The sequence below is a fragment of the Varibaculum sp. C0165D1 genome, assembly GCF_056590355.1.
In genome coordinates, this window is sequence record NZ_JBWPVY010000001.1 from 242,939 (window position 1) to 257,152 (window position 14,214).

Consider the following 14,214-nt stretch of genomic DNA (forward strand, 5'->3'; position numbering starts at 1 on the left):
AAACCGCCCCTGCCAGCTAGAAGCCAGGTAGGGGCGGCATTAAGGTTTTTAGCGAGGTTAGTCTTCTTCGTCCTCCGGTACGAAGTCGACCCCGCTTTCTTTACGCTGCTCGGGCGTAATCGGAGCCGGAGCATCGGTTAACGGATCGTAGCCACCCCCGGACTTGGGGAAAGCGATCACATCGCGAATCGATTCCGCGTGGCTCATCAAAGACACGATCCGGTCCCAGCCGAAAGCAATCCCGCCGTGCGGAGGGGCACCATATTTGAAAGCATTCAGCAAGAAACCGAACTTTTCTTGGGCTTCTTCTTCTGACAATCCCATCACCTTAAAGATGCGTTCTTGCACGTCACGGCGATGGATACGGATGGAACCTCCTCCGATTTCATTACCGTTAAGCACAATATCGTAAGCATAGGCGAGGGCGTTCCCCGGGTCTTCCTCGAAGCGGTCAAGCCATTCAGGTTTAGGGGAAGTAAAAGCGTGGTGTACTGCGGTCCAAGCAGAAGCTCCCAGCGCCACGTCCCCTTCGGCTTTCGCCGCTGCCGAAGGCTTAAACAGCGGAGCATCCACCACCCACACGAACTTCCATTCGTTCGGGTCTAGCAGCTCGCAGCGGGCACCGATTTCTAGGCGCGCTGCCCCTAGCAGGGCGCGAGCCTCATCAATCTTGCCGGCACCAAAGAAAATACAGTCCCCCGGTTTCGCTCCGGTGGCCTCCGCTAGGCCTTCCCGCTCGGTATCAGTCAGATTCTTGGCAACCGGCCCCGATAAGGCACCGTCCTCTTCTACCTTTACGTAGGCTAAGCCTTTGCCGCCACGCGAACGCGCCCAATCTTGCCACTTGTCAAAAGTACGCCGCGGCTGGGAGGCGCCACCCGGCATCACCACTGCGCCCACATATTCGGCGTTGGCAAACACCCTAAAGGGGGTGTCTTTAAAGTATTCAGTCAGGTCAGTTAGTTCCAGACCAAAACGCAAATCCGGTTTGTCGGTGCCAAAACGCGCCATGACATCGGCGTAGGTCATATGGGGAATCGGGGTTTCGATATCGACATCAATCAGCTTAAAGATGTTCGTTAGCACCTGTTCGGCCACTTCAATAACATCTTCTTGGCGCACGAAGCTCATCTCTACGTCCAGCTGAGTGAACTCTGGCTGGCGATCAGCGCGGAAGTCCTCGTCTCGATAGCAGCGAGCGATCTGGTAGTAGCGTTCCATTCCCGCCACCATTAACAGCTGTTTGAACAGCTGCGGTGACTGCGGGAGCGCATACCAAGAGCCAGGAGCGAGACGAGCCGGCACTAAGAAGTCCCGCGCGCCCTCGGGAGTAGAACGGGTCAAAGTCGGGGTTTCAATCTCTACAAAGCCCAGAGAATCCAAAGTATCGCGAGTGACTTTGGATACCTTAGAACGCAGACGCAAACGGTTTGCCATCTCGGGTCGACGCAAATCCAGGTAACGGTATTTCAGACGCGCGTCCTCCCCTACTTTGCCGGAGTCCTCGGCGTGTACCGAAACTTGGAAAGGCAGCGCCGCCGCCGGGTTTAGTACCTCAACCTCATCGGCGTAAACCTCGATTTCGCCGGTCGGCAGTTCCGGGTTTTCGTTGCCTTCAGGGCGGGGGTGCACCTTGCCTTTAATCCGCAAAACATATTCGCTGCGCAGCTCATGGGCGATTTTCTCGTCATGGATAACTACCTGCGCTACCCCGGAGGCGTCACGTAAATCAATGAAGCAAACGCCTCCATGATCGCGGCGGCGATCTAGCCAACCCGCTAGTTCTACTGTTTGTCCCACCAGGTCGCGGTTTAGGCTTCCCGCGTCATGCGTTCTGAGCAATGCTATTCCTTTCCTCATGTAACTGTTATTAGTTTAGCCTCCCCCGCGAATTGCCGGCATTTCCTGTCGCTCTTGGTGTCGTGATTCACTGGCTAGCATTTATTTACTTGGCTACTACCTCCGGTAACGTTAAAGGGAATACTTATTAAGCAGACAGGCATAAATATGAGCGAAATAGCCGCGGGGGCGAGTGCGTCCTCTTTTGAAAACGATCCCGACTTTAAAACCGGTGAACTAGACCTCGAGGGAAGCTCCGAAAGCACGCAAGCAGCAGCCCCTAACGAACAGGTCTCGTCCGAAGAAGCCCCCTTCTTTTCCGATCTGGGGTTACCGGAAATTATTTTAGAAACCTTAGAGGATATGGGTTTTACCGAGCCCACCCCGATTCAGCGACAAGGAATTCCTCCCTTGATGGCGGGGCGCGACGTAGTAGGGGTCGCCCAAACTGGTACCGGCAAGACCGCCGCCTTCGGGCTGCCTATTTTGGCGGCCTGCGATAAAACTGCGCAGGTACAGGCCTTGATTCTGGCACCCACTCGGGAGCTAGCGGCCCAATCAGCCAGCGCCCTTACCGACTTCGCGCGGGGACTAAAACTAAAGGTAGTGGCAGTTTATGGCGGCGCCTCCTACGGGCCGCAAATTTCGGCGCTCCGCGAGGGGGCCCAAATCGTAGTCGGCACCCCCGGGCGGATTATGGATCTAATGGAGCGCGGGGAGCTGGACCTATCGGCGCTCAAGTTCTTTGTCTTGGACGAAGCAGACGAGATGCTGCGCATGGGATTTTCCGAGGACGTGGACCAGATTGCCAGCGGCGCTAACCGCGAGGCCATCCGTGCTCTTTTTTCGGCCACGATGCCTCCGGCAATCAAGCGCATAGCTGAGCGTCACCTGTCCGATCCGGTCGAGATTTCCATCGCCCCCCAATCTTCCACGGTGGAGACGGTGAATCAGACTTACGCGGTGGTGCCTTTCAAATTTAAGTCTGAGGCTTTATGCCGGGTACTCGCGCTCAGTGAGGCTGCGGCTTCGATTGTGTTTGTACGCACCCGTATCGATGCCGAGCAGGTGGGCGCGGAATTGCAAAACGCCGGTTTTTCGGCCGCTGCTATTAGCGGGGATGTAGCCCAGGCGGAACGGGAAAGGATTGTGGCGCGCCTGCGCGAAGGAACCTTAGACGTATTGGTGGCCACGGATGTAGCTGCTCGCGGCCTCGATGTCGAGCGCATCGGTTTGGTAGTTAACTATGACGTACCGCGCGAAGCCGAGGCCTATGTACACCGCATTGGCCGTACCGGAAGAGCCGGGCGGGAAGGGACCTCTTTAACGTTCTTTACCCCCCGGGAGCGTCCTCGTAAACGAGTAATCGAAAAGCTTACCGGCGAAAAAATGACGGAGGTCTTTATTCCTTCGCCTGCCCAGGTAGCGCAAGCCCGAGCCAATCGGATGACCGAGCAGATTAGCCGGCGCCTCGAAAAAGGGGAAATGGGCGTCTACTACGACGCTATTCAAGACTTGGTATTGGCCAAAGGAATAGATATTGGCGACGCCGCTGCCGCGCTTCTGGCACTAGCAAGCGGGGATTTCGGTCCCCAAAAACGCAAACTAGAATTCCGGGTCCGCCGGGAGGAAAAGGTCGACGAGCTCGGACGCTTCATCTCTGCCAGTTTTGAAGAAGGCCGCGAAGGCAGTTCCGGGAAAGGTTCTGGCGGAAAGGCTCCCGCCCGGCGTCATTTCTCGTCCCGCTCCGCTATGCGTTACCGGGTGGAGGTAGGACGCCGCGATCGGGTTAAACCCGGGGCTATAGTGGGGGCGATTACCGGAGAAGGCGGCCTCAAAGGTGGCGATGTGGGGCATATTGATATTCTGCAGAGTTTCTCTTTAGTAGAGATGGCGCGCCCGCTCTCCCCCGAAACTATTCGCAAGATTGCCAAAGCCCGAGTCTCGGGACGTACCCTGCGGATCCGCGAGGACGAAGGCCCCGGTAAAAAGAGTGGCAAGAAACGCGACTTCAAGCGCAAGCGCCGAGGCTAAAAGAATCTTTTCCCCGGGATAATCCCGAGCTAAGCGGCGCTGCACTTTGGGCGATTTTCTTTGGTTTAAACGGTTTCGCCTGGCGGTACCCGGACGCGGTTGGCCGATAGCCTAACCGGTTTAACCAGCTAGGTGACTGCCGGCAGCAACCTGTTTTTCTTCGGTAGTTTCCAGGTTAACCTGTCCGGTAACTTTGATATCTTTGCCAAAAGTAAAGGGACCGGTAACTTTAAAACGCTTAGCTTCACGCAGCGAAGGAACCCCGGCAGAAAAACGTTCCTCAAAATCAGCGATCTTCTTAAAGAAGTGAGTATCTAAATCCACTTCCACTTCTTGGTCATTGACTTTCCGCAGGTGATAGTCATCGCCCAGTTCGTAAATATCGGAACGCACCAAAGTCAATTCATTAGTGGTTTTCACCGGTAGGAAGCGGCTGCGCGGCACCAAGATGGCGGTTGCGCCCTTAAAGGAAGCTATTGCCGCCCCCATCGCGGTTTCCATTTGAATCACCGCGGGGCTTTCGGGATCAGAAGGATCAACTGTCTTGTGGTTAGCGATTAGGGGCAAGCCCAATACCGCGTTATTTTCTGTAAGGGCATCCCGCAGTTTCACCAGGTCAAACCAGAGGTTATTGGTATGGAAGAAAGGATGGCGATGTTCATCAGTAAAGTAATCCATTTGCTCCGGCGGAGTCTGGGCAGTGTCACGTAAAATCAGTTGCCCATCGGCCTTGCGGATAGCTAGATGACCGCCCTTGCGGTCATTAATGGTGCGGATACATAGCTCTGCGGCATAGGGGGCGCCACTGGCCGCAAACCAGCCCGCAATCTCCGCATCGGGGGTGGCTCCCAAGTTATCGGAGTTAGAGGTCATCGCATAGCGGTAGCCAGCGGCGATCAGTTTATCCAACAGACCGGAGCCATAGAGTGCGGTATAGATGTCTCCGTGTCCGGGCGGACACCACTCAAGGGACGGATCCTGGTCCCAAGAAACCGGGGTCAAGTCATCGGCTCGCAGTTTCGGTTCCTGATTCTGTAAGAAATCTAAGGGCAGCCCGGCAACTTCAATCCCCGGGTGATTCTGCAATTCCGCGAGAGTATCTGCCTGGGTACGGAAAGAATCCATGAAAATCAACGGCAGGCTTACCCCATATTCCTTTCGGGCCGCCATTACTTGCCGGCAAATAATATCTAGGAAGGTGAGCCCGGCGCGCACCGGCAACAAAGATTTGGCCTTATCCATCCCCATGGAGGTACCCAGTCCCCCATTGAGCTTAATCATTACGGTCTTAGCCAAGGCAGCCTGCGCCTGCTGGGGAGTAACCTGGTTATCTTCCAGACGATCCACGCTAGTAAGCGGGGAGATCGTTTCCTCGGGGATAAAACTGCTATGTCCGCCCTCTAACACCCGGTAGTAATGAGAAAAAACGGAAATAGCAGCGGGACTAACCCCAGCATCCTCCATTTTCTTAACTGCCTGGGCTAGTCCTGCTTCGCTCATCACAACCCTCTTTGTTGACGTTAACAGCTGCTAAAAAGACTCTACCTGTTTTAGCCAAGCCTCACGCGCTGCCAGCGACTCTTTGAGTTCTGCCGCTTTTTTGCTATCCCCGGCAGATTCTGCCTGAGCAATCTCTGCTTTAATCTGTTCAATCAGGCCTATAAGCTGCCCGGCCATTCCTTCGGCGCGGGCTTTAGTCTCCGGATTAGATTTGCGCCAAACTTCTTCTTCTAGGCTGCGCAAGTGATCTTCGACTGCCCGCATCCGCCGTTCCACGCGATCAATATCTCCGCGCGGAACATGCCCAATCTCGTCCCACTGTTCTTGCAGCGGGCGCAACTTCGCCTTCAGCTGTTCTACATCGGTGATTTCTTTAAGGGCTTCCGCCTTCACCAAAAGGGCTTCTTTTTTCTGAAGATTCTCGGTTTCGAGGGCGTTAACCGCTTCGTTCTGGGCATTACGCGCATCAAAGAACTTTTGCTGCGCGCGGTGGAAACGCTGCCAAAGCGCATCGTCTTCGCGACGGGATGCCCTGCCCGCGGCCTTCCAGCGCTGCATCAAATCGCGGTAAGCCCGGGAAGTTTCCCCCCAATTGGTGGAATCCGACAGTGCCTCCGCCTCTTTGATTAGCTTTTCTTTTTCTTGTTTTGCCAGTGCCTGAGCGGCATCCAACTCGGTGAAGAATGCGCGACGTTTCTTTTCAAAGGTCGAACGCGCAGCTGCAAAACGCTTCCAAAGTTCATCTTCTATTGCCCGGTCAAACCGCGGCCCGGCATGCTGGAGACGTTTCCACTCGTCCAATAGGTCTCTGAGTTCTTGCCCCGAATGTTTCCATTGGGTACGAGCAGAATCTTGCGCCGCAATGTCTTCGGCTCGTACCACCACTTTTTCGCGGTTTTTACGAGCCTCTTCTTTTGCCTTCGCCCGCTGCGCGGCGGCCTCTTCCTTACGTTGATCCGCTTTTTCCTGCAGCTGAGCAACTTTTTCCCGCAACGCCGGAAGGTCACCGACCGCAGCCGGTTCCCTGACCTGTTCGCGTAAAGACTGCATAGTCTGGTCAATTTCACGTTCGGCAAGGTTGGGGAGCCGTTCGGCAAATAGCGATACTTGAGCAGCTATATCCAGGTAGCGGCGCACATAGATATTCAGCGGGTTCGCGGGGACCTCCGCCGGAAACTGTCCAATCTGACGTTCTGTTTCTCCGTCCTTGACCCACACGCGTCCTTCTTCATCGACGCGCCCAAAAGGCAAAGCTGCCGAAAAGTCTGGGGTGCGTGGCGGCGCCACCGGTTTGCTTTGCCGAGGAAAACGAATCTTTCCCGGGGTGGGCACAGGTTTGGGCTTCGGAGCGGTATCGGGCTGTTCAGTCACTAATTTTTCCTTAAATCAGTTATTTTCACGGCTAGGCTTAGCCGCTTGCGCGCGGAGCTTATTGCTCCCTAACCATATTATGCACTAGAGCAGCTAAAGCACCAAGGGCGCGCATCCTTTAAGATGAGCCTATGAGGATTGAAAAGTTTTATGCCCCCTTTTATTCGGAAAATCCCTATCTGTTTTTAGCTCCCGGCAGCAACCAGGCGCTAATAGTCGACCCGGGACACGGAGCCTTAGAACAGATAGAACAGGAACTATCTCGTCTAGAGGCAACGGTTGCGGCGGTGCTGTGCACCCACGGACACGCGGACCATATTTGGGATGCTCACGCCGTAGCCGGTAAAGCTCCGGTATATATTCCCGCTCCCGATGAGTACCGCTTTCACCCGGAGAAACTGGATCCTCGCGAACGCACCGAGCATGAACTTTCGCTGCCGCCCTGGCAAGAACCCGAAAATCTACAGGAATTACCGGCCGCTGCTACCAGCGAAGGAGTAGAACTCGCGCCGGGAATATTTATGCGGGCAGTCCCCGCCCCCGGTCATACCGAAGGATCCTCCCTATTTCTTTTTGAAGCCAGCGACCTTAGCGGAAGCGCGGCGCAGGAAGCACAAGACATCTACGATAACTGGCTAGCAGAATCACAGCGAAAGCAGGAAAAACCACAAAAACTTGCCCTCTCCGGGGACGTAATCTTTTTCGGCTCAGTAGGTCGCACCGATCTACCCGGCGGTGACTCCCAGCAAATGCTACATACCTTGCGCACCCTGCAAAACGTGATTGACCCGGATACGGTGCTACTGCCCGGGCACGGCCCTTCCACGGTCTTCGGATTGGAAAAAGCCCATAACCCCTTCTTAGCGCAGGCACGCTACCAGGGATAATATTTTTCCACAGCTACCGTAAATTTTAGTTTTCCTTGCCAGGTTTTCCTGACTTTGTTCGTGACCTAGCCAGGAACCAGGCTGAAACCTATGGAAGCGATCCTAGTGGACGCCCTGGGAAATCAGCTGCTACAGGGAGCGGCACGTTTATCCCTGCTATGCGGTAGTCGATTTATTCATGTGAATGGTGGTTTTGCCGACTTGCTGGCCGAACCAGTAACTTTAGCTTCCATTTATGGACGAGCCCTGTTTTTAGCTCCGCTGCTACCTGCAGGGTGTTTCCTAGCTGCTCACTCCGCGGCGTGGGTTTGGGCCGGAAATTCCTCCCCACCAGAGACGGTGTATATCGCAAGCCTGCACCGCCCCCGCCGCGCCGCCGATTCTCGCTATTGGATTCAGCTAGATGCTCCCTCTCGTCGGCGCCTGCAAAAACAGGGAATCCTCCCCCTAGATTCTGTTAGAGACATCCCTACCTTCCTATCTACCCCAGAAACCACGAGCGGAAGCAAAAACAGTAATGACTTTATAAGCCTGGGGCAGATAAAACTTCTCAGTCCCGCAGCTGCTCTGCGCTATTGTGACCAATACCCGCAGCTGCCCGGAAAAAACACTTGGGATCGAGCGCGTCTAATCGCTTTGACCGGTAGATTACTTTCGTAAAGTACTGGTGGTGCGTTTAGCCAAAAACACCCCGGGAATCTTGTGAATATCATTCAAAATAGCATGCAAATAACGAGAATCTGCCACCTCAAAGGTGTAGCGGGAAGTAGCTACCCGATCCGAAGAAGTATTCATGGATGCCGCCAAAATATTAGCGCGATAATCTGCTAACACTTGGGTAACGTCATTAATCAAGCCCTCGCGATCCAGCGCCTGAATCTCAATTTCCACCTGGAACTTCGCAGTCGGATGGTCCGCCCAAGAAACCTGTACTACCCGCTCGGGATGAGCCATCAAGTTTTGCGCGTTTGAACATTCCTCTCGATGGACCGAAACCCCGTGACCCCGGGTAACAAAACCGACAATTTTATCGCCCGGCAGGGGGTTACAGCAGCGGGCGATCTTCGTCCAGATTTCCCCCTGTTTCATCCCTTCCACCTGAATGCCGGTACCTTCATTACCAGCACTAGGCCGCACATCGGCTTGCTCGGGGAGGACCGCCTCGGAAAGGGTCTCCTCAGCGCCCTCTTCTCCCCCCGCACTTTCCATCAATTTTTCAACTACATTCGCTGCCGAAACATGGTGGCCACCCACGGCCGCGTAGAGGGCGGAAATGTCGGCATATCCCATCCCGGAAGCTAGAGCCGTCATGGTGTCATGACTCATCAGGCGCTGCAAGGGTAGATTTTGCTTGCGCATATAGCTCGAAATAAGACCCTGTCCGGCCTCGATAGCTTCTTCGCGACGTTCTTTAGAGAACCAGGCTTTGATCTTGTTGCGCGCCCGGGGACTAGCCACAAACTTTAGCCAATCTTGAGAGGGACCGGAGTTAGGCGAGCGAGAAGTTAGTACCTCAACGCTGTCCCCATTTTCCAATTTGGTGTCCAAGGGAACCAGTTTGCCACCGACCTTCGCCCCCACCGTGCGGTTGCCTACCTCGGTATGCACCGCATAGGCAAAGTCCACTGGGGTTGCTCCCGCGGGCAAGTCTTTAACTTCCCCCGCCGGGGTAAACACATACACCCGGGAACCCGACATTTCATAGCGCAGCGAATCCAAAAATTCGCCGGGATCTTGGGTTTCCTTTTGCCAATCCACCAGTTGACGCAGCCATCCCATTTCGCCGCCATCTGCCAATGCGGTTTTATTTTCACCCGCAGACTTCGCGTTCGGGTCTTCTTTGTAACGCCAGTGAGCAGCGATGCCATATTCGGCGCGGCGATGCATTTCATAGGTACGAATCTGGATTTCTACCGGTTTGCCGCCTGGCCCTACCACCGTAGTGTGTAGCGACTGATAAAGGTTAAACTTAGGCATCGCAATATAGTCTTTGAAACGCCCAGGAATCGGGTTCCAACGCGCATGCATTTCCCCCAAAACGGCGTAACAGTCTCGCACTGTTTCTACCAGTACCCTTACCCCAACCAGATCGTAAATATCATCAAAGTCGCGTCCGCGCACGATCATCTTTTGATAGATGGAATAATGATGTTTAGGGCGGCCAGTAACTTGTCCCGCGATCTTATTTACCCGCAGATCTTCTCTGATCTTGTCGATCACTTCCCGCAAATATTTCTCGCGCTCCGGGGCGCGTTCATGCACTAGGTTATCAATTTCTTCATAAAGATCCGGATAGAGCGTCTTGAAAGCTAGGTCCTCTAGCTCCCATTTAATGGTGTTCATCCCCAGGCGGTGCGCTAGGGGAGCAAAAATCTCTAGGGTCTCGCGTGCCTTATTTCGCGCCGATTTGGGGGAAACATATTTCCAGGTGCGCGCATTATGGAGGCGGTCCCCCAGCTTTATCACCAACACCCTGATATCGCGGGACATAGCGATAATCATTTTGCGCACGGTCGCAGATTGTGCTGCCTGCCCGTAGGTAACTTTGTCTAGCTTGGTTACCCCATCAACTAGTAGCGCGATTTCCTCTCCAAAATCTGCTGTCAGCTGCTCCAGGGTATAGTCGGTGTCTTCAACCGTGTCATGGAGCAGCGCCGCCGCCAAAGTAGTGCTGGTCATCCCGATTTCCGCCAGGATGGTAGCCACCGCTACCGGATGGGTAATATAGGGCTCTCCGGATTTGCGAAACTGTCCTTCATGGCAGCGCGACGCCGTCTGATAGGCGCGTTCGATTAGGGAAATATCGGCTTTAGGGTGATTCGCGCGTACCGCCCGCACCAGGGCTTGAATATGGGGATCAATGTTCTTCGAACGCCCAGTTAACCAGGCCAAAGACGCACGCACCCGCGAGGACGGAACCGCGTTGGCGCCCTCATCGGGAGTGATAGAACTCATGCATCTAGTTTAGTGACCCACGAGTCATTTCCCCAAGTTTCCAGATAGGAACGACCCGAGGAACAAAAGTCGTGCGCAAATAGGCTAGATCAGAGTCAGGGCTTCACATTCTAGATCGCCAATATGGTCGCGGCCATCTAGCTCTTCCAGCTCCATCAACACGCATACGGATTCCACTATTGCCCCCGCACGTTTGATCAGCGCGGCCGAAGCATTTACAGTGCCTCCGGTGGCCAGCACATCATCGAGTACTAAAACCCGCGCCCCCTCGGCAATGGAATCCGGCTGCAGTTCCATGCGGGATTTGCCGTACTCGAGTCCGTAATCGATTCCGATCACCGGACCGGGAAGTTTGCCGGCTTTGCGGATCATCAAGGTACCCAGCCCCAGTTCTACCGCTACCGGAGCCGCTATCAAGAAGCCCCGCGACTCCAGGCCGGCTACCAAATCGACCCGACCACGATAAAAATCAGCCAGACCTTTCACCAACTGGGAAAAGGCTTCCCCATTGGCCAGTAGCGGAGAAATATCTCTAAAGAGAACCCCGCTTTGCGGAAAATCTGGTACGTCGCGCAGATTGTCGCGGATTATTTTCCCTAGGGGGGCGAGTTTGGGGTTTATCATCGCTTACTCCTGGGGGTGCGTTTAGGTTGTGCCTGTTGTCCCTGGTGATGCCCAGCTTTCAAGGGATGGGCAACCCGGCTAAGCTCGGGAGTCTTTGCGTCTTCCGGGTCGATCCCACCCGCACGCTTGTCCAGTACCTTTTGGGTGTGGCTGGAAATCTTTTCGCTGCGAGAACGCAACAGCATCAGCATAGAAGGCGCAATCAGAATGGAGGACAAAGTACCGGCGATCATACCCACAAATAGGGCGAGCGAAATATCGCGCAGGGTGCCGCCCCCCAGAGTGATCCAGGAAATCAGCAGGATCGAGGTAACCGGAAGCAGCGCCACTACTGAAGTGTTGATTGAGCGCACCAGGGTCTGGTTGATTGCCAGGTTAACGATCTCGCCGTAAGTAGAGCGGGTTTGCTGCTCGAAGTCGACCGACAGTTCGCGTACCTTATCGAATACCACCACCGTGTCGTAGAGGGAGTAACCCAAAATGGTGAGTACCCCGATAATGGTGGCGGGAGAAATCTCTACCCGGGTCAGTGCCAACACTAGACCAGTTATTAGCACGTCATGGCAGAGCGCGAACAGCGCCGAAAACGCCATCGTCCAGGTTTTAAAGTACGCCCACAGCATCAACGCCACTAGCACAAAGAAAATCACTAGAGACTGCAGTGCTTTAAAGGTTACGTCAGCGCCCCAAGACGGGCCGATAGTGGTCGCCGCGACTTTGGCTTCTGGCACCTTATAGGCTTTAGCCAAATCCGTAACCACCTGACGTTTAGCCGTGGTGTCCAGAGAAACTGACTGTACCCGAACCGAGGAAGCGCCGACCGAGTTTACCGAAGAACCCTTGAGCTTCGGATTAGCATTTACTACCTTTTGGGCCGGCGCCTGGTCGCGCCCGGTAACTGAAGAAATCGTAAACTCGGTACCGCCCTTGAAGTCAATAGAGCGTTCCAAGCCCAGTGCTGACATCGCAATCACCGAGATTAGCATTAATGCGACGCCCGCGATCAGCAGGTATTTGCGGTTATCAATAAACTTGTAGGATTTGCGACCAGAATAAAGGGCATTACCCCAACTTGCGAAACTCACTTGTTTTCCTCCTGGTCCGTACTGGATACTGACGCCAGGTCATCTGCGGGGGCATCATCCTCGCTGGAATCCCCACTGGCCGCGTCCTTCCCACTGGCTTTACCCTCACCCGGTTTTTCTGCGTCCTGTTGAGGTTTGGGTTTATAGACGGAGCGAATCTTGCGCACCTTACCCGCGCCTACGTAGCGGTAAGTACCGCGTTGGGCTCCCAAATGCTCCGGATCGAGGCCGGAAAGTTTGTGCCCCTCACCGAAGAACTTAAAGCGCAAGAGCCACACCATCATCGGGTGGGTAAAGATGAAGATTAGCGCCAAGTCAATCAGAGTGGTAATACCCAAGGTGAAGGCGAAGCCTTGTACCCCGCCCACGGCCAAGAAGTAGAGCACGCAGGCAGCGAGCACGTTTACCAAGTCGGAGGTAACGATAGTGCGTTTTGCCCGATCCCAGCCTACGGCAACCGCGCTGGATAGGGCTTTGCCGTCACGTACCTCGTCGCGTATCCTCTCAAAATAAATAATGAAAGAGTCGGCGGTGGTACCGATAGACACGATCACGCCCGCGATCCCGGCTAGGGACAGGCGGTAACCCATCGACCATGACAACAAAGTCAAGGTCAGGTAGAGGAGTACGCCTGCACTCACCAGGGAGCCAACTGCTACTATCGCTAGGCCGCGGTATTGCCAAATCAGGTAGAACACCACCAGAATCAAACCGATAATACCGGCGATAACTCCGTATCGTAGCTGGTCAGCACCCAAAGTCGCCGACACCTGCTGTTCGGATTGCACATCGAAGTTGAGCGGCAGCGAACCAAACTTCAACTGGTTAGCCAGAGCGGTGGAAGAAGACCGGGTGAAAGACCCAGAAATTTCCGCTTTACCGTTAGTGATCGCGTTATTTACTCCCGGCGCGGAAACCACCAGGCCATCAAGTACGATCGCGAACCGGTTCTTATCGTTATTTTGCCCTGGCGGTAAGCCATTTTCTCCCGCAACCGGTTGTTTGCGGTACTTCATCATCCGGGTGGTGATATCCGCGAATTTAGAAGCCCCCTGCTTATCAAAAGACAGGGTCACGATCCACTGTCCGGTGGACTGCCCAGATGCACCTGTTCCCATCCCCGATTCTGCAGAGGTAATTCGGGCACCTGATACCTCGGCCGGCGAAAGAATATATTTTTCGTGACCTTCGCTAGAGCAGGCTACTAGCGGTTTCTTAATATCGCCGGAGGAGCCACCCTCCCGAGAACTCTTTTGTTGACAGTCTTTGGCGTAGAACTCTTCCAGGACTTTTTCGGTTATCCAAGCATCATCCGAGTTATCTTTCGGTTGACTGCGCAGCTGATCGCTGATTTTGCCGTCATGATCTAAATCCGCCATTTGCTTGGCGAAAGCCTGCGGGTCGAGATTAGCCTTCGGGGCTTGTTTCTTCCCCGCTTGTTGTTGCTCTGCCTGCTGAGCTATCACCGCTTGCGGAACCCCCGGGGCAGATCGCAGCACTGCCCGGAAATACAACTCGGCAGACTGGCGCACCAAATCCAAAGTTTCTTTCGAAGGGTTACCTGGCAGAGAAACCAAGATATTGGAGTTCCCCTGGGAGGTAATCTCGGCTTCCGAAACGCCGGAGGCATCAACCCGCTGACGAATAACCTCAATCGCCTGCGTAATGTCTTCCGCCGTCACCGCGCGCTTCGCGCCGGAAGCGGCATTTGCTTTCGGAGTGAGGATCAGCTGGGTGCCGCCCTCTAAATCCAAAGCTAAAGAAGGGGTAGGCTTCGCTTTTTTAGTTAGCACTCCCACTAGCAAAGTTCCAGCTAAAGCCAACACAAGTACCAGGAAAACCGCCAGGGTGCGCCCAGCATGATATTTTTTATTCGCCAATGTTGTTCTTTCCGTTAAATACGGTGAATATTTCTTCGC

The 14,214-nt window shown here is 54.5% G+C and carries 10 protein-coding genes; 3 read left to right on the forward strand and 7 right to left on the reverse strand.

Annotated elements, in window-relative coordinates:
• Positions 1-57 precede the first annotated feature (57 nt).
• The gene (gene aspS / locus AC1EKS_RS01090) at positions 58-1,842 is read right to left on the reverse strand and encodes an aspartate--tRNA ligase (protein ID WP_481008426.1); all 1,785 of its coding nucleotides are present in this window, start codon (positions 1,840-1,842) and stop codon (positions 58-60) included.
• A 165-nt stretch (positions 1,843-2,007) separates the two neighbouring features.
• Between aspS and AC1EKS_RS01095 the strand changes: the two genes are divergently transcribed.
• Entirely contained in the window at positions 2,008-3,873 is a 1,866-nt protein-coding gene (locus AC1EKS_RS01095; protein ID WP_481008427.1) for a DEAD/DEAH box helicase, read from the forward strand.
• A gap of 120 nt (positions 3,874-3,993) precedes the next feature.
• Here the strand turns inward: AC1EKS_RS01095 and AC1EKS_RS01100 are convergent, their stop codons facing one another.
• Together AC1EKS_RS01100 and AC1EKS_RS01105 are read right to left on the reverse strand one after the other, a co-directional pair.
• Positions 3,994-5,373 carry a UTP--glucose-1-phosphate uridylyltransferase gene (locus AC1EKS_RS01100; RefSeq protein WP_481008428.1) on the reverse strand — a complete coding sequence of 460 codons (1,380 nt, stop codon included), beginning with the start codon at positions 5,371-5,373 and terminating at the stop codon, positions 3,994-3,996.
• 30 nt (positions 5,374-5,403) lie between these two features.
• Positions 5,404-6,744, reverse strand: a complete 1,341-nt coding sequence (locus AC1EKS_RS01105) for a DUF349 domain-containing protein (protein WP_481008429.1) — start codon at positions 6,742-6,744, stop codon at positions 5,404-5,406.
• Positions 6,745-6,875: 131 nt separating this feature from the next.
• On the opposite strand from AC1EKS_RS01105, the gene AC1EKS_RS01110 reads away from it, so the two are divergent.
• Together AC1EKS_RS01110 and AC1EKS_RS01115 are read left to right on the forward strand one after the other, a co-directional pair.
• On the forward strand, positions 6,876-7,631 hold the full coding sequence (locus AC1EKS_RS01110) for an MBL fold metallo-hydrolase (protein WP_481008430.1): 756 nt from the start codon (positions 6,876-6,878) through the stop codon (positions 7,629-7,631).
• A gap of 90 nt (positions 7,632-7,721) precedes the next feature.
• Complete coding sequence (locus AC1EKS_RS01115) at positions 7,722-8,291, forward strand: hypothetical protein (RefSeq protein ID WP_481008431.1); 570 nt, start codon at positions 7,722-7,724, stop codon at positions 8,289-8,291.
• Here the strand turns inward: AC1EKS_RS01115 and AC1EKS_RS01120 are convergent.
• The 4 genes from AC1EKS_RS01120 to secD all read right to left on the reverse strand — a co-directional run bounded on the left by AC1EKS_RS01120 (position 8,280) and on the right by secD (position 14,175).
• Positions 8,280-10,586 (reverse strand): RelA/SpoT family protein, encoded by a 2,307-nt coding sequence (locus AC1EKS_RS01120; protein WP_481008432.1) that lies wholly within the window; start codon positions 10,584-10,586, stop codon positions 8,280-8,282. The genes AC1EKS_RS01115 and AC1EKS_RS01120 overlap by 12 nt on opposite strands.
• Before the next feature lie 84 nt (positions 10,587-10,670).
• Positions 10,671-11,210 carry an adenine phosphoribosyltransferase gene (locus AC1EKS_RS01125; RefSeq protein ID WP_481008433.1) on the reverse strand — a complete coding sequence of 180 codons (540 nt, stop codon included), beginning with the start codon at positions 11,208-11,210 and terminating at the stop codon, positions 10,671-10,673.
• Entirely contained in the window at positions 11,207-12,295 is a 1,089-nt protein-coding gene (secF, locus tag AC1EKS_RS01130) for a protein translocase subunit SecF (protein ID WP_481008434.1), read from the reverse strand. Before secF ends, AC1EKS_RS01125 begins: the two co-directional genes overlap by 4 nt.
• Positions 12,292-14,175: a protein translocase subunit SecD gene (gene secD, locus AC1EKS_RS01135; RefSeq protein ID WP_481008435.1), complete on the reverse strand. Its 1,884-nt coding sequence runs from the start codon at positions 14,173-14,175 to the stop codon at positions 12,292-12,294. Before secD ends, secF begins: the two co-directional genes overlap by 4 nt.
• Between the last annotated feature and the right edge of the window lie 39 nt (positions 14,176-14,214).